The following is a 16691-nucleotide window of genomic DNA, read 5'->3' as shown; positions in this document are numbered from 1 at the left end:
TGAGAGCCCCTGTAAGCCGCGCGCGTCTCCTGGTCCTAACGGCTAATGTCTGGGAGACGCCGCCATGAATGTATCGAAGATGAACCACGCCATGTTTTCGTTCGCCCTGATGGGCGGCATGCTGGTGGGAGGTCGGCCAAGTTCGAAGCCGCCAAAGTCGCCGTCCACGAAGTCCGGACGGAAGTAAGCGCGTAAAGGGTCCCACACCCCCAAGAAAAAAGGCCTCCGCCAATCGCTGGCGGAGGCCTTTTGCATTGTAGCTTTTTGAGAGCCTTAGCTCTTCTTGGCGGCCGTGTTGCAGTCGGCCAGCCCAGCTTCGTCCAGCGACTTGCCGCGATAGCTGAAAGCGGTCAGCTCGCCCACTTGGCCGGCCAGGCGGCGGCAGGCGCGAGCGATCGGCAGCGACGGTACGGTAAGCGAGGAGCAGGCGTCTTCCTTGCAACGCCAGACCGAACCTTCGTGGATGAACTGTTCGGTGGTGGCGGCGGTCTTCAGCTTCAGCGAGGCGCTCTGGGTGTCGGCGGCGTTGGCCGAACCCGCGAACATCAGGGCGCAGGCCGTCAGGCCCGCGAAAATAGCGGTACGCATATCCTTGGTCTCCTATCCCCGCGCCGGATGGGAGTTCCGACGCACGAACGCGCCGTTCGGCGAACGGTGGCTCAATCGTATAGTGCGTTTCTTTTGAAAACTAAGTCAATGGGCGAAGCGTCGCTGGAGCGCCGGTCTGGTAGGTTTCTTCGCCCCAGGCCAGCAAGGCCGGCGTGACGTGCTCGGCCTTCTCGACCGAACGCCAGGCGTCGACCAGTGAGGGCGGGGTCAGACGCGCTTCGATCGTGTGTTGGATCAGCGCGAAGAACGGATCCCAGAAACCGCCGGGGTTATGGAACACAATCGGCTTCTGGTGAAGATCTAAACGGCGCCAAGATAGCAATTCGACGATTTCTTCCAGCGTGCCGATGCCGCCGGGCAGCACGACGAACGAATCCGCCTGCTCGTACATCATCATTTTGCGCTCGTGCATGTTGTCGACGATCACGGTCTCGACGTCGTCGAACGGCTGCTCGCGACCGCGCAGGAAGGTCGGGATGACGCCCAGCACCGCCCCGCCGGCGGAGTGCGCCCCCCGGGCGGTAGCGCCCATCAGGCCCACGCCGCCGCCGCCATAGACCAGCTTCAGCCCCGCGCGGGCGAAGCTCTCGCCGATCGTGAAGGCGTCGGTGATGTAGCGCGGATCGGCGTCGTTGGAGGATCCGCAGTAGACGCAGACGGACCCCAGGCGGCTAGACTCGTTGGGCATCGTCGTCCACTCCACAAAAAAGGCGCGCGGTTTCGCGCGCCCGTTCCTATTTAAGGCCGCATGATCAGGATTCGTCTCCAGGCTTTCAAGTCGCCGGTCCTCAGCGTGAGCCTGGCTGCTCTGCTGCTGGCGGCCTGCGAGCCCGGCGCGCCGGTGGCGTCGAAGGCGACGGCCGACAAGCCTGACAGCGCCGAAGCGGGCTATCTGGCCCCGCCGACCATCGAGGCGGTGCGGCGCGGCCCCAACGGCGTCGTCATCTCGGGCCACGGCGCGCCGGACGCCGATCTGCGCCTCGGCTCGCCGACGGGCGAGGTGATGATGGGCAAGGTCGACGCCCTGGGCCAGTGGAGCGTCACGGTGCCCAACGAAGCGGGCGTGCGCCTGTTCGGCCTGTCGTCCGTCCAGGACGGCCGCACCGTCCAGGCGGAGGGCTATGTGATGGTCGCCGACGGCGGCGAGGTCGCGCTGCTCAGAGCCGGGGCCGGCGCGCGTCGCCTGGCCGCCGAATCCAGTTCGCCGCGCATCCTGACCGTCGATGTCGACCGCGAGGGCGGCGCCATGGTGTCGGGCGTCGCCGCCCCGGGCGCGGGGCTGAACGTCCGCGTCGACCGTGTCACCCGCGGCGGCGCTCGCACCGACGATGAGGGCCGTTTCGACATTTCGCTGACCGACGCGCTGACGCCGGGCGTTCACGATATCCAGGTGGCCGGGGAGGGCGGGGAGACCGCCATCGCCGTGGCCATCGCGCCAGCCGCGCCTCTGGTCTACGGCCCTGTGCGGGCTGACCGTACCGCGGGGGGCTGGCGAGTCGACTGGCTGACGCCGGGCGGCGGCATCCAGACAACCTACCTGATCGGTGGTGCTCGATGAGGGGTCTGGGCGGGCCGCCCTCCGCAGGCCGTACAGCCGTCCCTGGCGCGGTCGCCAAGGCCGACCAGCCGGTGCGCTTCTGGCGCGCCATGGGCGATCTCGTGCAGTTGGTGCTGCGTTCGGAGGCTCCGGGTCTGCGCTGGCGCGTGACCGTCGCCCTGCTGCTGACCCTGACCGGCAAGGCGCTGGGCGTGCTGGCCCCGCTGATGCTGGGCAAGGCGGTCAATCAGCTGTCCGCGGGGCAGAGCGCTGTCGTGTCCGTCACCTGGGCCTTCGCGGGCTTGGCGTGCGGCTGGGCCCTGGTGCGCTTCATCTCCGCTGCCGCGCCCCAGGCGCGCGACGCGGTCTTCACGCCGGTGGCCCAGGCCGCCCAGAACCGCGCGGCGGTCGAGACCTTCGCCCACGCCCTGTCGCTGTCGATCGACTTCCACCAGTCCAAGCGGACCGGCGCCCTGTCGCGAACGATCGATCGCGGCGCGCGGTCGATGGATTTTCTTCTGCGCGGCTTGGTGTTCAACGTCGCCCCGACCGGGGTGGAGCTGGTCATGGCCGCCATCGTTCTGGCCAAGGCCTACGACTGGCGGTTCGCGGCCGTGGCCCTGCTGACCGTGGCGATCTACGGCTATGCGACCTTCGCCATCTCCGACTGGCGGATCGGCCATCGCCGCATGCTGAACGAGGCCGACGCCGAAGCCGCCGGCCGGGCGGTCGACGCCCTGATCAACTATGAGACCGTCAAGTCGTTCGGCGGCGAGACGCGGGCCGTGGCGGGCTATGGCAAGGCGCTGGACGTCTATGGCGACGCCCAGATCAAGTCGACCAATTCGCTGAACCTGCTGAACGTCGTGCAGTCGGCGGTGATGAGCCTGGGTCTGGGCGGCATGGCCGTGCTGGCCGGGGCCCAGGCCGCCGCCGGGAAGATCGGGCCAGGCGACGTGACCGCCGCGGTGCTGATCCTGATCAACCTCTACGCGCCGCTGAATATCCTGGGTTTCGCCTATCGCGAGATCCGCCAGTCGTTGATCGACATGGAGGCGATGCTGGAGTTGCGCCGCCAGACCGCCGACGTCGCCGACTCGCCCGACGCTCAGGACCTGCCGCCCTGCGCCGATCAGCGCGGCGGGGCGGTGGCCTTCGAGAACGTCTCGTTCCGCCACGGCGCGCGGTCCGAGGGCTTGTCCGGCGTGTCGCTGACTGTCGCCCCGGGGACCACCGTGGCTATTGTCGGCCCCTCGGGCGCGGGCAAGACCACCCTGGTGCGGCTGGCGCTGCGGATGATCGATCCGCAGGAAGGCCGCGTCACCCTGGACGGCCACGACCTGCGCGACCTCAAGCAGGCCTCGCTGCGCCGCGCGGTGGCCCTGGTCCCGCAGGACGTGGCCCTGTTCAACGATACGCTGGCCGCCAACATCGCCTTCGCGCGGCCGGGCGCCGGCAAGGCCGAGGTCTGGGCGGCGGCCGAGGCGGCGGAGCTGGGCGAGTTCATCCGTGGCTTGCCCGAGGGCATGGACACCAAGGTCGGCGAGCGCGGCCTGAAGCTCTCTGGCGGCGAGCGCCAGCGGGTCGGCATCGCCCGGGCCCTGCTGGCCGAGCCGCGCGTGCTGATCCTGGACGAGGCCACCAGCGCCCTGGACGGTCGCACCGAGGCGGCGATCCAGGCGACCCTGCGCAAGGCCAGGGCAGGGCGCACCACCCTGGTCGTGGCCCACCGCCTGTCGACCATCGCCGACGCCGACGAGATCGTGGTGCTGCGCCGGGGCAAGATCGTCGAGCGCGGCCGCCACGAGGGGCTGCTGGAGGCCGGGGGCGAGTATGCGGCCCTGTGGCGTCGCCAAACCCGCGAGCGCGAACCCGTTTAGTGGATTTCACCGGCGCGGACCGAGGTCTATATCGACAGCGGTTTCTCTGAAGGAGCTTTGCCTTGCGCTATCTGCACACCATGGTCCGCGTCCGCGATCTGGACGCCTCGCTGCGGTTCTATTGCGACGGCCTGGGCCTCCAGGAAGCCTACCGGATGGAGAACGAGAAGGGCCGCTTCACGCTGGTGTTCCTGGCCGCGCCCGAGGACGTCGAGCTGGCCAAGGAGCGCAAGGCTCCGTTCGTCGAGCTGACCTACAACTGGGACGACGAGGCGTATGAGGGCGGCCGCAACTTTGGCCACCTGGCCTATCGCGTCGACGACATCTACGAGACCTGCCAGCGCCTGATGGACATGGGCGTGACGATCAACCGCCCGCCGCGCGACGGTCACATGGCCTTCGTCCGCTCGCCGGACGGTATCTCGATCGAGTTGCTGCAGGACGGCAACCTGCCCGCCGCCGAGCCGTGGGCCTCGATGCCCAATACCGGCGCCTGGTAGGCTCTAGGACGCTCGGGGCCGGGCCATCTCTTCCAGTCGCCGGCGCGGGGCGTCGGCGACGCCCGCCCACAGGATGCGGGCCAACTCCAGGCGATAGGCGGTGGCGTAGCCGGTGACGAACATCGAGGCGACGCCGTCGGTCAGGGCGCGGCTGAGGTCCTTGCGGGCGAGGATGGCCTTGCGGTCGACTGGGGCGTTGGTGTCGGAGGCCGCAACCCGCTTGTCGAGTTCGATGGCCGCGTGAACGGCCAGGTTCACCAGGGCCGGCAGCTGGCTGATGTCGCCGCGCGGCTTGGCGCGGACGCCGCCGCCGGGCGCGAGGTCGAAGTCCAGCGCGCCCGCCACGCGCTCCAAGGTGGTCGGCCAGTGATCATCGGCAGTCGTCATGGTGAAGTCTTCGCCCCCCCGAGCGTTCCTTGTTCCCGGATAGCGATGTTCGCGGTTGGATCAAATGGTCCGAATCGCCGGTTCCTCGTTTTGGGTTTGCTCTGGAAAACCGGGACGACAGCGCCCAAATGCAACCGGCGCCGTTACGAGCGCTGTGAACGAGGTTTCCGATGTCGGATCTGTCCGCCTTCAAGATCACCCAGCGCTGGCCCGCCCAGCATCCCGACCGGATCCAGCTCTATTCGCTGCCGACGCCCAACGGGGTGAAGGTCTCGATCATGCTGGAGGAGACCGGCCTGGCCTATGAGCCGCATCTGATCGACATCGGCGCCAACGAGACCTGGGGGCCGGAATATCTGTCGCTGAACCCGAACGGCAAGATCCCGGCGATCATCGATCCGGATGGCCCGGGTGGTAAGCCGCTGGGCCTGTTCGAAAGCGGCGCGATCCTGGTCTATCTCGCCGAGAAGACCGGCAAGTTCCTGCCAGCCGATCCGGCGGCGCGCTACGAGACCCTGCAGTGGGTGATGTTCCAGATGGCGGCGATTGGCCCGATGTTCGGCCAACTGGGGTTCTTCCACCGCTTCGCGGGCAAGGACTACGAGGACAAGCGGCCGCGCGATCGCTACGTCGCGGAGAGCAAGCGCCTGCTGGGCGTGCTGGAAGATCGCTTGGCGACCCGCGCCTGGATCATGGGCGACGACTACACCATCGCCGACATCGCCACCCTGGGCTGGGTGCGCAACCTAGTGGGCTTTTACGGAGCGGGCGAACTGGTCGACTGGGCGTCGCTGAAGCATGTGCCGCGCTGGCTGGAGGCGGGCCTGGCCCGTCCGGCCGTGCAGCGCGGTCTGGAGATTCCCAAGCGCCCCGCATGATCGGCGCGCGACGCCTGCGACCAAATGGCTGGCGCGCCGGAAATTAAGGTCTGATTAACCATAAAGTCCGAGTTTCAGGGTGTCTTCTTAGGAAGGCGCATCACCATCACTGACTTTCAACAGCCCGGCCGCAAGCCGGGCTGCTTTTTTGAAATTCGGTGCTTGCATCGATGCGGGGAGGCGGCTATCACGCGGCCTCTTCTTGAGAGCGACCTGTTCCGCGGTAGCTCAGTGGTAGAGCAGCCGGCTGTTAACCGGCTGGTCGTAGGTTCGAGTCCTACCCGCGGAGCCACTCTTCTTCCTCGCTCGGTCGAAGATCTTCCCAATCTGAATAGCGTTCTGTCGGTGGCTTTTCGCCGCGCGCTTCATGATCGAAGCGTCAGTGATTTCGCCGCTTGCGCCGACTCGACGAGGCGGCTATCAACCGGCCTCTTCTTGAGAGCGACCTGTTCCGCGGTAGCTCAGTGGTAGAGCAGCCGGCTGTTAACCGGCTGGTCGTAGGTTCGAGTCCTACCCGCGGAGCCACTCTCTCAGACTTGCGAACGGCGAACTTCCGCCGTCGCAAGTCGAGAGCAGCCTCGAAGACTTTCCAAAGCTTGAGCTTTAGCCCTTGGGTTTAGTCCCAAGACGGCTTGGATCGAATGATCAACGGCACGTCACCTTCCGTGCGCACGGCGACGCGTTCGCCCTGGCGCTCGAAGATCAGGTCGACGGTCAGGGCGCCCACGCGCAGGCGCTCGACGGCCAGGCGGTCGATGCCGATCGGCAGGCGCGGGTCCACCAGGACGATCTCGCCGCGATTGGCGTCGATGGTGATCCCGAGGCACGCCTGCAGCATCATGAACACCGACCCCGCCGCCCAGGCCTGGGGCAGGCAGGCGACCGGATAGGCCACCGGCGGCTCCCCGGGCGAGCGCGGGAAGCCGCAGAAGAGTTCAGGCAGGCGCATGCCCATGCGGCTGGCGGTCTCGAAGAGGTCCGCCGTCAGGTTCACCACGCCGTCGCGTTCGCCGTAGCGGGACAGGCCCATGACGCACAGGGCCGTGTCGTGCGGCCAGACCGAGCCGTTATGGTAGCTGATCGGATTGAACCGGGCCTCGCCGGTGGCCAGGGTCCGCACGCCCCAACCGGAGTTGAAGCTGGACGACAGCAGTTGATCGGTGACCTTGCGGGCCCGCTCGGGCGAAGGCAGGCCGCAGAACAGCAGATGGCCCGGATTGGACGACAGCGTCCGGCACAGCTGGCCCTGGCCGTCGACGGCGATGCCGTAGAAGCCGCGCTCGTCCATCCAGAAGAGCTTTTCGACTTTCTCGCGGAGAGAGTCGGCCTTCTGGTTCCAGATCGCGGCCTGGCCGATTTCATTGCGGCGTTCGGCCAGGCGGGCCATGCCGCGATAGGCGGCGAAGGCGTAGCCCTGAACCTCGACCAGAGCGATCGGGCCGGTGGGGTAGCGACCGTCGGTGTGGAAGACGGAATCCTCGCTGTCCTTCCAGCCCTGGTTGGAGAGGCCGCTGTCCTGGCCGCGGGCGTAGTCGATCAGGCCGTCTCCGTCGCTGTCGCCGTCGTTCTCGATCCAGTGCATGGCCTTTTCGAGCGCGGGCCACAATTCGTCGATCAGGGCGTCGTCGCCGGTCCGCTCCTGGTAGGCGCCGGCAAGGGCCACGAACAGCGGGGTGGTGTCGACCCCGCCGTAGTATCGGCCGAACGGCACCTCGCCCAACGCAGGCATCTCGCCCTTGCGGGTCTCGTGCATGATCTTGCCGGGGGCGCTGTCACGGAAGGTCGAGCGCTCCTGCGCCTGGTGGGCGGCCAGATAGCGCAGCACGCCCTTGGCCAGGGACGGCTCGAACCACAGGATCTGCCAGGCGGTGATGATCGCGTCGCGCCCGAAGGCGGTCGAGAACCACGGGATGCCGGCATAGGGGTAGGGGCCGGTCTCCATCCGGGTGGTCAGCAGGGCCAGATCCGCTCGCGACTTCCCCAGCCACTCGTTGAACAGGCGACCGGAGCTGTTCAGCCGCGCGCCATGGCGGCGACGGGCGCGCATGTCCCAGCGGGCGTGGGCGGCGGCGTCGCGGAATCGCTCGCGGCTGGGAATATGGCCGTCGACCACGCCGATCTCGATATAGAGCTCGGTCTGGCCCTCGGCGTGCAGCGAGAACATGAACTCGGCCTTGCGGGCCGAGAGGCGGAACGGCGCGTCCGAGAACGCGATGAACGAAGTTCGTTCGACATCGTCGAGGCCGAGATAGCTGAAGGCGACCCTGCGTCCGTCGACAAGCGGCGGTCGCTTGGTCCCCCGCTTGGCGCGATGGCTGCCGCGCACCTCGAACATGTCGCGGAAGTCGGCGTCGAACTCGATGGTCATCGGCAGCAGCACGGTGTCGCGGCTGTAGTTGACGCAGCGAATGCGCTCGAACAGGCGCTCGCCCCACAGGAAGCGCTTGCGCTCGATGTGCAGCACGCCCGGCGGCCCCATCCGTTCGCCGGGATAGGGCAGGGCCTGGTTGGTGCTGTTGCAGGTGAAGAAGACGTTGTCGTGCGCGACCGCGGCCGACAGCAGCGACGGCATGCGGCCGCCCAGGGTCAGCCGGTAGAGCGACAGGATACGGGTGTCGTTGTGGAACAGCCCATCGCCCTGGCCGGCGATGTCGCCGAACTCGTCGGCGACGATGAAGGTGTCCTTGTCCTTGAGCGCATAGAGATTCTGCGGCGCGCGGACCTCCGCCGTCACGCCGTAGTCGACCGGCGCCTCCATGGCCGGTGCAAGACTCTCCATGGCCCCTCCTTCAATTCATGCGCTAGCCGCCATATCGACCAAGGACGGATAGACAGCCGCGCCGCCGCACAGCCGCTCGTAGAGGGCGACGTAACGGCGGGCCATCGCCTCGGACGAAAACCGTTCTTCGAAACGCGCACGGACACGCTTTCGATCCAGCTTTTCGGCGCGAAGAATGGCGTCGGCGGCCTCGTCGTCATTGTTGACCATGAAGCCGGTCAGGCCGTCTTCGATGACCTCGGGCACCGAGCCGCAGGCATAGGCCACCACGGGCGTACCGCAGGCCATGGCCTCGATCATCACCAGACCAAAGGGCTCGGGCCAGTCGATCGGGAAGAGCAGAGCGTCCGCACCGCCCAGGAAGGCCGACTTGTCGCCGTCGCCAATCTCCCCGACGAACTCGATCAGCGGCTCGTCCTTGATCATCGGCGCGATGACCTCGTCGTAGTAGGCGCGGTCGGCGGGATCGACCTTGGCGGCGATCTTCAGGCGCTTGCCCAAGCGCTTGGCCAGGTTGATGGCGCGGTCGGGACGCTTTTCCGGGGAGATACGACCCAGGAAGGCCAGGTAACCCTCGCTCTTGGCCGAGAAGGCGTAGATGTCGGCGTTCATGCCGTGGTGGACGGTGCCGGCCCAGTTCGCGAAGGGCAGGGGGCGGCGTTGGTCGTCGCTGATGGAGACCAGCGGGAACTGCGGCCAGCGCTTGTAGACGGCGGGCAGGTCCTTGAGGTCCAGCCGGCCGTGCAGGGTGGTGAGGGTGTTCTTGGCGCGGTCGGCAAAGAACGGGAACTGCACCATGTCGGTGTGGAAGTGGATGATGTCGAACTGATCGGCCAGGGCCCGCACCTCGGCCAGCTGGGTCAGGTGGGAGGCGAGATCGGACTTGAGGGGCGCGGGGTCGAGCCGAATGGCCTGATCGCGGACGGCGATCAGGCGCGCCTTGGTCTGGGCCTCGGCGCTGGCGAACAGCGTGACCTCGTGGCCGAGATCGACCAGGGCGTCGGTCAGGTGGGCGACGACCCTCTCGGTGCCGCCGTAAAGGCGCGGCGGAACAGCCTCGTACAGGGGGGTGACTTGGGCGATCTTCATGGCGCGAACCTTGACGGGGGGAACTGGAACGCGGCGCGGGTCCGCCCCAGATCAGTTCCGATCGCCGCTATTGGTTCCGCAACGCGCCCTTTTCCGGCCTCAATGCGGTTGGGCGCGTTTTTGCAATTGCGCCTGGCGTTCGCGTTCCAGCCGCTGGTTGCGCTGACGGCGGCGATAGCGGCCATAGAGCTTGCGGCCGACCGAGGCTAGGCGGGGCAGGAAATAGATCACGATCAGAGCGCAGATCGTCGCCACGATCACAACGGGCGCACTCAGCATGGCGGTTTCCTATGAAGCCTACTGTTCTGGCTTCCTCCCCAATCGACGGCAGCGCCTTCGATGGCCGCATATTTACCATACGGCGAGACGGATCAATCGAGGTTACGTGACAGTCGCCGTCATTCGCTCTGATGACCGTCTTTTGAACTTTCGGGCCATGTCTCCTGAGCGTGATGTCGCTTTTAAGGCGCTCACAGGAGGATAGCTGTGAGGACGCGGCCTCCGATCGCATTGCGTTTCGGCCGGGCGCGGACCTATAAGCCTGCTCGAAAGTCCAGTCCTTCGAGGGATTCCATGAGCACCGACTTCGCCGCCGCGCGGCTGAACATGGTCGAGAGCCAAATTCGCACCGCCGACGTCACCGACCTGCCGCTGCAGGACGCCCTGCGGGTGGTGGCGCGCGAAAGCTTCGTGCCGGCTTCGAAGGGCTATCTGGCCTATGCCGACGCCGACATCGAGTACGCGCCCGGCCGGTGGCTGCTGCGCCCGCGTGAAGTGGGCAAGCTGCTGCAGACGCTCAAGCCCCGCGGAGGCGAAAAGGCCCTGGCCATCGCCGCGCCCTATGCCGCGACCGTGCTCGAGACCATGGGCCTGGCCGTCACCCGCCTTGAAGGCGACGACCTGACGGCGGTGCCGGCCGATTCCTACGACGTGATCATCTGCGAAGGCGCGGTCGCTGCGGCCCCCAAGGCCTGGCGGGACGCCCTGGCCATCGGCGGCCGTCTGGGCGTCGTCGAGCGCACCGGCCCGGTCGGCCGCGCGGCCATTTACCTGCGGGCCGAGGACGGCGTGGGCCGTCGCCAGGCCTTCGACGCCTCGCCGCCGATGCTGGCCGGTTTCGAGGTCGAGACCGGGTTCAGCTTCTAAACATCCTTGGGCGCTAGCCTGCCGCAACGTCTGCGTGAAAAAAGCTTAACTAGCGGCGTCTGGCGGCTGGACTTACACGCGGTCATATTGTGGCGAGCGCGCGCTTCGCGGGGATTGGGGAAAGAATTTGATGTCGAACCGTCGACGGGCCGGGCTCCTGGCCGCCGCTTGCTGCGCCAGCCTGCTGGCCGGCGCGTTTTCCGCCGCTCACGCTGATACTCTGGCCGACGCGATCGCCCTGGCCTATCAGACCAATCCCACGCTGCAGCAGCAGCGCGCCAGCGCCCGCATCACCGACGAGGGTGTCGTTCAGGCCAAGTCGGGCTTCCGCCCGACGGTCGGCGCCGCGCTGGACGTGACCGGGGCGAACGTCAACCCGGCCGGCTCGGGCTCCACGGTCAAGTCCTCCGGCAGCAGCGCCACGGTCTCGGTGACCCAGCCGCTCTACACCGGCGGCCGGGCCAGCGCGACGCTTAGCGCCGCCGAGGCCGACGTGCTGTCGGCCCGCGAAAGCCTGCGCTCGGTCGAGCAGAACGTGCTCGTCAACGTCGTTCAGGCCTATGTCGATGTCCGCCGCGACCAGGAACGCCTGCGCATCGCCAAGGAAAACGTCGCGGTCCTGCAGCGTCAGCTCGACGAATCCAACGCCCGCTTCGATGTGGGCGAGATCACCCGCACCGACGTCGCCCAGTCCCAGGCGCGCCTGGCTGCCGCCAAGGCCGGTCTCTCGGGCGCTCAGGCCCAGCTGGAAGTCAGCCGCGCCGGCTATGCCGCTGTCGTTGGCCAGACCGCCGGCGACCTGGCTCCGGAACCGACCCTGGCCGGCCTGCTGCCCGCCTCTGTCGACCAAGCCTTTGAAGCCGCCCAGACGACCAATCCGGGCGTGACCTCGGCCAAGTACAACGAAGAGTCCGCCGCCGCCCGCGTGGCCGTGGCCAAGGCCGGCTATCGTCCGACCATCTCGGCCCGCGCGGGGATCGGCTTCGACGCCGGCCGCACCTCGGGTGTCGGCAGTCAGTTCGACGACTATTCGCGCACCATTTCGGGGGCGGTCACCGCCTCGGTGCCGATCTTCGCCGGCGGCCTGACGACCTCGCAGGTCCGCGCCGCCACCGAGCGCGAGAACGCCGCCCGCAGCGCCACGGAAAGCGCCCGGCGCACCGCGATCCAGCAGGTCTCCAACGCCTGGAGCAATCTGCTGGCCTCGCGCGCCCAGCTGGGGTCGAACGAGGAACAGGTCCGCGCCACCCGCATCGCCTTCGAGGGCGTGCGCCAGGAGCAGCAGGTCGGCCTGCGCACCACGCTGGACGTGCTGAACGCCCAGCTGGAACTGTCGAACGCAGAGCTGGCCCTGGTCAGCGCCCGTCGCGACGAATACGTGGCCAGCGCCGTGGTCCTGCAGGCCATGGGCCAGCTGGACGTCAACAAGCTGTCGACGGGCGCGACGCCTTATGATCCCAAGGCCTCCTACAACCGCGTGACGCACAGCGTGGGCTGGGTGCCGTGGGAGCCGGTGATCCAGGCGATCGACAAGGTCGGTGCGCCGTCGACGAAGTCGTCCTCTCCCAGCGCGGCGGCCTCCAAGTAGCCTTAACCCCGCGTCGATTCCGCTCAGGCGTGGACTTGCGCTTGCTTAACACGCGTAAGTCTGCACCATCGCCGCCAAGCGCGTCCTAGGGCGCGCAAGGATTCGTACCCTTTACGACGGCCCCCGCACATGTCCGATCAGAGCTCTCAAGAACCGACGATGGAGGAGATCCTCGCCTCCATCCGACGCATCATCTCGGAGGATGACGCGCCGGCGGAGCCTGCGGCCGAGGCCGCGCCGCCTCCGCCGCCGGAGCCCGAGCCCGAGCCTTTCGACGACGATATCCTCGAGCTGACCGATCCGATCATTGCGGAGCCGGAGCCCGAGCTGCCGCCGCTGGAAAGCGTCGGCGACATCGACGTCTATTCGCCGCCGGACCCCGCGCCCGAGCCGGTCTACACCCCGCCGCCCTCGACGCCGGCGTTCAACCGCGACGAAATGGCCGACAACCTGGTCGGCGACCACGCCGCCTCGGCCGCCGCTAGCGCGTTCGGCAGCCTGAGCTCGGCCCTGCTGATGCCCAAGGACGGCCGCACGCTGGAGGACGTCGTGCGCGAGCTGCTGCGCCCGCTGCTCAAGGAGTGGCTGGACCAGAACCTGCCGCGCATCGTCGAGACCAAGGTCGAGGAAGAAGTACAGCGCATCGCCCGCGGTCGCGGCTAAACGCGCTCGATTCTCGAAAAATCGAGGCGGTCGCCGCGGCGGCCGCCTTTTTTCGTTGTGAATTCCCCACAAATCCAGGCCCGCCGGTTTCCCGCGCGGGCCGCAGATGGCATATCCGCTCCGCCATGCTTGAAAAGACCTTCGATCCCAAGTCCGTCGAACCCCGCCTGTACGCCGCCTGGGAGGCCTCCGGGGCCTTCAAGCCGAGCGAGGATCCGAACGCCGAGCCGTTTGTCATCGTGATCCCGCCGCCGAACGTCACGGGGTCCTTGCACATCGGCCACGCGCTGAACAACACGCTGCAGGACGTGCTGACCCGCTTCCACCGCATGCGCGGCAAGGCCGCCCTGTGGCTGCCGGGCACCGACCATGCGGGCATCGCCACCCAGATGGTGGTGGAGCGCCAGCTGGCCGCCGCCGGCAATATCGGCCGCCGCGACATGGGCCGCGAGGCCTTCGTGGCCAAGGTCTGGGAATGGAAGGCCGAGAGCGGCGGGACCATCACCAACCAGCTGCGCCGCCTGGGCGCCAGCTGCGACTGGTCGCGCGAGCGCTTCACCCTGGACGAAGGCCTGTCAGCCGCGGTCCGCAAGGTTTTCGTCCAGCTCTACAAGCAGAACCTGCTGTATCGCGACAAGCGCCTGGTCAACTGGGATCCGCAGTTCCAGACCGCCATCTCCGACCTCGAGGTCGAGCAGAAGGAGGTCGACGGCGCCTATTGGCACTTCGCCTATCCGCTGGCCGACGGCGTCACCTACCAGCACCCGATCGCCTTCGACGAGGAGGGCAAGGCCACTGAATTCGAGACCCGCGACTACATCGTCGTGGCGACCACGCGTCCGGAGACGATGCTGGGCGACACCGGCGTCGCGGTTCACCCCGACGACGACCGCTACAAGGGCCTGGTCGGCAAGTTCGTGACCCTGCCGATCGTCGGTCGCCGCATCCCGATCGTCGCCGACGACTACGCCGACCCGACCAAGGGCTCGGGCGCGGTAAAGATCACCCCGGCCCACGACTTCAACGACTTCCAAGTCGGCAAGCGGGCAGGGCTGGCCGTCATCAACATCCTGACCGTCGAGGCCAAGCTGAACGACTCTGTTCCGCCCGAGTTCGTCGGCATGGACCGCTTCGTGGCGCGCAAGGCCATCGTCGCCCGCGCCGAGGAAGAGGGCTGGCTGAAGGAGATCGAGAAGACCAAGCACATGGTCCCGCACGGCGACCGTTCGGGCGTGGTCATCGAGCCCTTCCTGACCGACCAGTGGTACGTCGACGCCAAGACCCTGGCCCAGCCGGCCCTGAAGGCTGTGGAAGAGGGCGAGACGGTCTTCGAGCCCAAGCATTGGGAAAAGACCTACTTCGAATGGCTGCGCAACATCGAGCCGTGGTGCGTCTCGCGCCAGCTCTGGTGGGGTCACCGTATCCCGGCGTGGTTCGGGCCGCCTGCGAACGATGAAGGTTATGCTTCACCTGGCCCGGCTCGGATTTTTGTTGCCGAGACGGAAGCGGAGGCGTTGGCGGAGGCGTCGAGCTTCTACGGCTGCGACGTCAAGATTGGTGCTGTTGCAAGTTCGGTTGGCGATAGTGTCCCGGCTGATCGGCAACGCTACACAAGCGTCGTCCTGGCCCAGGACGAAGACGTCCTCGACACCTGGTTCAGCTCGGCCCTGTGGCCGTTCTCGACCCTGGGCTGGCCGGAAAAGACCGTCGATCTGGCGCGCTTCTACCCGACCAGCACCCTGGTCACCGGTTTCGACATCATCTTCTTCTGGGTCGCCCGGATGATGATGATGGGCATCCACTTCATGGGCGAAGTACCGTTCAAGCAGGTGTTCATCAACGCCCTCGTCCGTGACGAGAAGGGCGCCAAGATGAGCAAGTCAAAGGGCAACGTGATGGATCCGCTGATCCTGATCGACGAACTGGGCTGCGACGCGGTGCGCTTCACCATGACGGCGATGTCGGGCCAGGCGCGCGACATCAAGCTCAGCAAGCAGCGCATCGAGGGCTATCGCAACTTCGGCACCAAGCTGTGGAACGCCTCGCGCTTCGCCCAGATGAACGAGTGCGTCCGCATCGAGGGCTTCGATCCTTCGACCGTGGAGCAGCCGATCAACAAGTGGATCCGAGGCGAGACGGTCAAGACCGTCGCCGAGGTGACCAAGGCCCTGGAAGGCCCGGCGTTCGACGAGGCCGCCGGCGCGCTGTATCGCTTCGTCTGGAACGTGTTCTGCGACTGGTACCTGGAGCTGGCCAAGCCGATCCTGAACGGCGACGACGCCGCCGCCAAGGCCGAGACCCGCGCCACGGCCGCCTGGGCGCTGGACGTGATCCTCAAGCTGCTGCACCCGGTGATGCCGTTCATCACCGAGGAGCTGTGGCAGAAGACCGCCGTGTTCGGCCCGGCCCGCGACACCATGCTGATCTCGGCCGAGTGGCCGGAACTGCCCGCCGAGTGGATCGACGCCGACGCCGAGGCCGAGATCGGCTGGCTGGTCGAGACGGTCGGCGAGATCCGCTCGATCCGCGCCGAGATGAACGTGCCGCCGTCGGCCAAGCCGGCGCTCAGCATCATTGGCGCCGGCGCGGAGACCAAGGCTCGCCTGGCCCGTCACCGTGACCTGCTGCTGACCCTGGCCCGCCTGGACAGCGTGCGTGAAGCCGAGGCGGCCCCGGCCGGCTCGGTGCCGATCGTCATGGGCGAGGCGACTGGGGCCCTGGCCATCGCCGACTTCATCGACCTGACGGCCGAGAAGGCGCGCCTGACCAAGGAAATCGCCGGCCACGCCGGCGAGATCGAGAAGGTCAACAAGAAGCTCGGCAACCCCGACTTCCTGGCCCGCGCCAAGGAAGAGGTCGTCGAGGAAAACCGCGAGCGCCTGGCCGAGGCCGAGGCCGCCAAGGCCAAGCTCGAGGCGGCGCTGAGCCGCCTGGAGTCGGTGGGCTAAAAGCTCAGCGCGCCCTCGGGCGTCGACTTGAGAAGACCATAGCTGGAGACGCCCGGATGCGGCGTCTCCAGCGGATGGCTGTGCGTGGCGGTGATCACCACGATGCTGGCTCCGGCCGCCTCGGCCGCTGCGATGCCCGCCGGAGCGTCTTCAAACACTAGGCAATCCTCGATCGGGTGGCCCAGGCGCTGGGCCGCCAGCAGGAAGCAATCGGGCGCTGGCTTGCCGTGCTCGACGTCCTCGGCCGTGACCAGCACGGCGGGGAGGGGCAGACCCGCCGCCGCCAGCCGCACCTTGGCCAGTTCGCGTGGGGCTGAAGTGACGACGGCCCAACGATCGGCGGGCAGGGCGTTCAGGAAAGCGGCCGCGCCTTCGATGGCGTCGATGCCCTCGACGTCGGCGATCTCGCCCTCCATCAGCCACTGGACCTCGGCCGCCTCGTCCGGGATGTCGAAGCTCCGCACCGTCTCGATCGCCCGCCGCCCGTGGATGCATTTCAGCACCGCCGCGACATCCAGGTCGTGCCTTCGCGCCCAAGCGCCCCAGACCCGCTCGCTGGCGACGACCGACGTCAAGACCGTGCCGTCCATGTCGAACAGGAAGGCGGCGAATTGCCGATCGGGAAAGAGCAGGGATTCGGCCAAGGCGGCGCTCCGGACTTGGAAAATGACGCTAGGTCATCGGCCT

General features: G+C 67.4%; 16 protein-coding genes and 2 tRNA genes. 11 read left to right on the top strand and 7 right to left on the bottom strand.

Features of this window, described 5'->3' with window-relative positions:
• Positions 1-49 precede the first annotated feature (49 nt).
• Complete coding sequence (locus CSW62_RS26160) at positions 50-187, top strand: hypothetical protein (RefSeq protein WP_143324462.1); 138 nt, start codon at positions 50-52, stop codon at positions 185-187.
• Positions 188-273: 86 nt separating this feature from the next.
• Here CSW62_RS26160 and CSW62_RS14720 read toward each other — a convergent pair whose 3' ends face one another.
• Both CSW62_RS14720 and CSW62_RS14715 read right to left on the bottom strand, forming a co-directional pair.
• Positions 274-588 carry a hypothetical protein gene (locus tag CSW62_RS14720; RefSeq protein ID WP_099579004.1) on the bottom strand — a complete coding sequence of 105 codons (315 nt, stop codon included), beginning with the start codon at positions 586-588 and terminating at the stop codon, positions 274-276.
• A 100-nt stretch (positions 589-688) separates the two neighbouring features.
• Positions 689-1297 (bottom strand): TIGR00730 family Rossman fold protein, encoded by a 609-nt coding sequence (locus CSW62_RS14715; RefSeq protein ID WP_099579002.1) that lies wholly within the window; start codon positions 1295-1297, stop codon positions 689-691.
• A 60-nt stretch (positions 1298-1357) separates the two neighbouring features.
• On the opposite strand from CSW62_RS14715, the gene CSW62_RS14710 reads away from it, so the two are divergent.
• The 3 genes from CSW62_RS14710 (at position 1358) to CSW62_RS14700 (ending at position 4526) form a co-directional block, all read left to right on the top strand.
• Positions 1358-2167 carry a hypothetical protein gene (locus tag CSW62_RS14710; RefSeq protein ID WP_099579000.1) on the top strand — a complete coding sequence of 270 codons (810 nt, stop codon included), beginning with the start codon at positions 1358-1360 and terminating at the stop codon, positions 2165-2167.
• Positions 2098-4026, top strand: a complete 1929-nt coding sequence (locus CSW62_RS14705) for an ABC transporter ATP-binding protein/permease (protein WP_099578998.1) — start codon at positions 2098-2100, stop codon at positions 4024-4026. The genes CSW62_RS14710 and CSW62_RS14705 overlap by 70 nt, the downstream gene beginning before the upstream one ends.
• A 62-nt stretch (positions 4027-4088) precedes the next feature.
• On the top strand, positions 4089-4526 hold the full coding sequence (locus tag CSW62_RS14700) for a VOC family protein (RefSeq protein WP_099578996.1): 438 nt from the start codon (positions 4089-4091) through the stop codon (positions 4524-4526).
• A 3-nt stretch (positions 4527-4529) separates the two neighbouring features.
• Here CSW62_RS14700 and CSW62_RS14695 read toward each other — a convergent pair whose 3' ends face one another.
• Positions 4530-4913 (bottom strand): hypothetical protein, encoded by a 384-nt coding sequence (locus CSW62_RS14695; RefSeq protein ID WP_099578994.1) that lies wholly within the window; start codon positions 4911-4913, stop codon positions 4530-4532.
• 170 nt (positions 4914-5083) lie between these two features.
• Here CSW62_RS14695 and CSW62_RS14690 point away from each other — a divergent pair, with 170 nt between their 5' ends.
• The 3 genes from CSW62_RS14690 (at position 5084) to CSW62_RS14680 (ending at position 6316) form a co-directional block, all read left to right on the top strand.
• Positions 5084-5791, top strand: a complete 708-nt coding sequence (locus CSW62_RS14690; protein ID WP_099578992.1) for a glutathione S-transferase N-terminal domain-containing protein — start codon at positions 5084-5086, stop codon at positions 5789-5791.
• Between the two features lie 217 nt (positions 5792-6008).
• A tRNA-Asn gene (locus tag CSW62_RS14685) sits at positions 6009-6083 on the top strand.
• A 158-nt stretch (positions 6084-6241) separates the two neighbouring features.
• Positions 6242-6316: transfer RNA gene (locus CSW62_RS14680), tRNA-Asn, on the top strand.
• 91 nt (positions 6317-6407) lie between these two features.
• Here CSW62_RS14680 and CSW62_RS14675 read toward each other — a convergent pair.
• The 3 genes from CSW62_RS14675 to CSW62_RS14665 form a co-directional block, all read right to left on the bottom strand.
• Positions 6408-8570 carry an amylo-alpha-1,6-glucosidase gene (locus tag CSW62_RS14675; protein WP_099578990.1) on the bottom strand — a complete coding sequence of 721 codons (2163 nt, stop codon included), beginning with the start codon at positions 8568-8570 and terminating at the stop codon, positions 6408-6410.
• 15 nt (positions 8571-8585) lie between these two features.
• A complete protein-coding gene (locus CSW62_RS14670) occupies positions 8586-9659 on the bottom strand; it encodes a glycosyltransferase family 4 protein (protein WP_099578988.1) in 1074 nt (357 codons plus the stop codon).
• A gap of 99 nt (positions 9660-9758) precedes the next feature.
• Positions 9759-9938 carry a hypothetical protein gene (locus CSW62_RS14665; RefSeq protein WP_099578986.1) on the bottom strand — a complete coding sequence of 60 codons (180 nt, stop codon included), beginning with the start codon at positions 9936-9938 and terminating at the stop codon, positions 9759-9761.
• A 294-nt stretch (positions 9939-10232) separates the two neighbouring features.
• Here CSW62_RS14665 and CSW62_RS14660 point away from each other — a divergent pair, with 294 nt between their 5' ends.
• From CSW62_RS14660 to CSW62_RS14645, 4 genes are all read left to right on the top strand, one after another.
• Positions 10233-10805 carry a protein-L-isoaspartate O-methyltransferase gene (locus CSW62_RS14660; RefSeq protein ID WP_099578984.1) on the top strand — a complete coding sequence of 191 codons (573 nt, stop codon included), beginning with the start codon at positions 10233-10235 and terminating at the stop codon, positions 10803-10805.
• Positions 10806-10935: 130 nt separating this feature from the next.
• On the top strand, positions 10936-12393 hold the full coding sequence (locus CSW62_RS14655; RefSeq protein ID WP_099578982.1) for a TolC family outer membrane protein: 1458 nt from the start codon (positions 10936-10938) through the stop codon (positions 12391-12393).
• A gap of 129 nt (positions 12394-12522) precedes the next feature.
• Positions 12523-13056 carry a DUF2497 domain-containing protein gene (locus tag CSW62_RS14650; RefSeq protein ID WP_099578980.1) on the top strand — a complete coding sequence of 178 codons (534 nt, stop codon included), beginning with the start codon at positions 12523-12525 and terminating at the stop codon, positions 13054-13056.
• A 125-nt stretch (positions 13057-13181) separates the two neighbouring features.
• Positions 13182-16004 carry a valine--tRNA ligase gene (locus tag CSW62_RS14645; RefSeq protein ID WP_099578978.1) on the top strand — a complete coding sequence of 941 codons (2823 nt, stop codon included), beginning with the start codon at positions 13182-13184 and terminating at the stop codon, positions 16002-16004.
• On the opposite strand, the gene CSW62_RS14640 is transcribed toward CSW62_RS14645, so the two are convergent.
• Positions 16001-16648, bottom strand: a complete 648-nt coding sequence (locus tag CSW62_RS14640; protein WP_233206692.1) for an HAD-IA family hydrolase — start codon at positions 16646-16648, stop codon at positions 16001-16003. The genes CSW62_RS14645 and CSW62_RS14640 overlap by 4 nt on opposite strands.
• Positions 16649-16691 lie beyond the last annotated feature (43 nt).

It is taken from the genome of Caulobacter sp. FWC2 (genome assembly GCF_002742625.1).
Classification (GTDB): Bacteria; Pseudomonadota; Alphaproteobacteria; order Caulobacterales; family Caulobacteraceae; genus Caulobacter.
This window is presented reverse-complemented; position numbering and strand designations above follow the sequence as displayed.